A 275-nucleotide genomic window follows, 5' to 3' on the forward strand; every position below is an offset into this window, starting at 1 on the left:
GTAAATAATGATAACCTTCATCATCCATATAAATTCCCCCATTAATTCACTTACTGGGTTGGAAGAGGCTAGACACCTCTTCCAGCACAATTACCAGAATACTCCGAGATTACAAACATCTTCTTCTAAATATTCCGTTATAAATAATTCACGTGCACTTTCCATAATTACCTCCTAAATTTAATAGTTAGCTTATTGTATAAACAATATACGATACGGTATATTAAATATATATAACATACAATAAAAAATAATTTAATTTTACATAAATAAGC

It is taken from the genome of Bartonella sp. TT110JLCBS (assembly GCF_042193405.1).
Taxonomy (GTDB): Bacteria; Pseudomonadota; Alphaproteobacteria; order Rhizobiales; family Rhizobiaceae; genus Bartonella.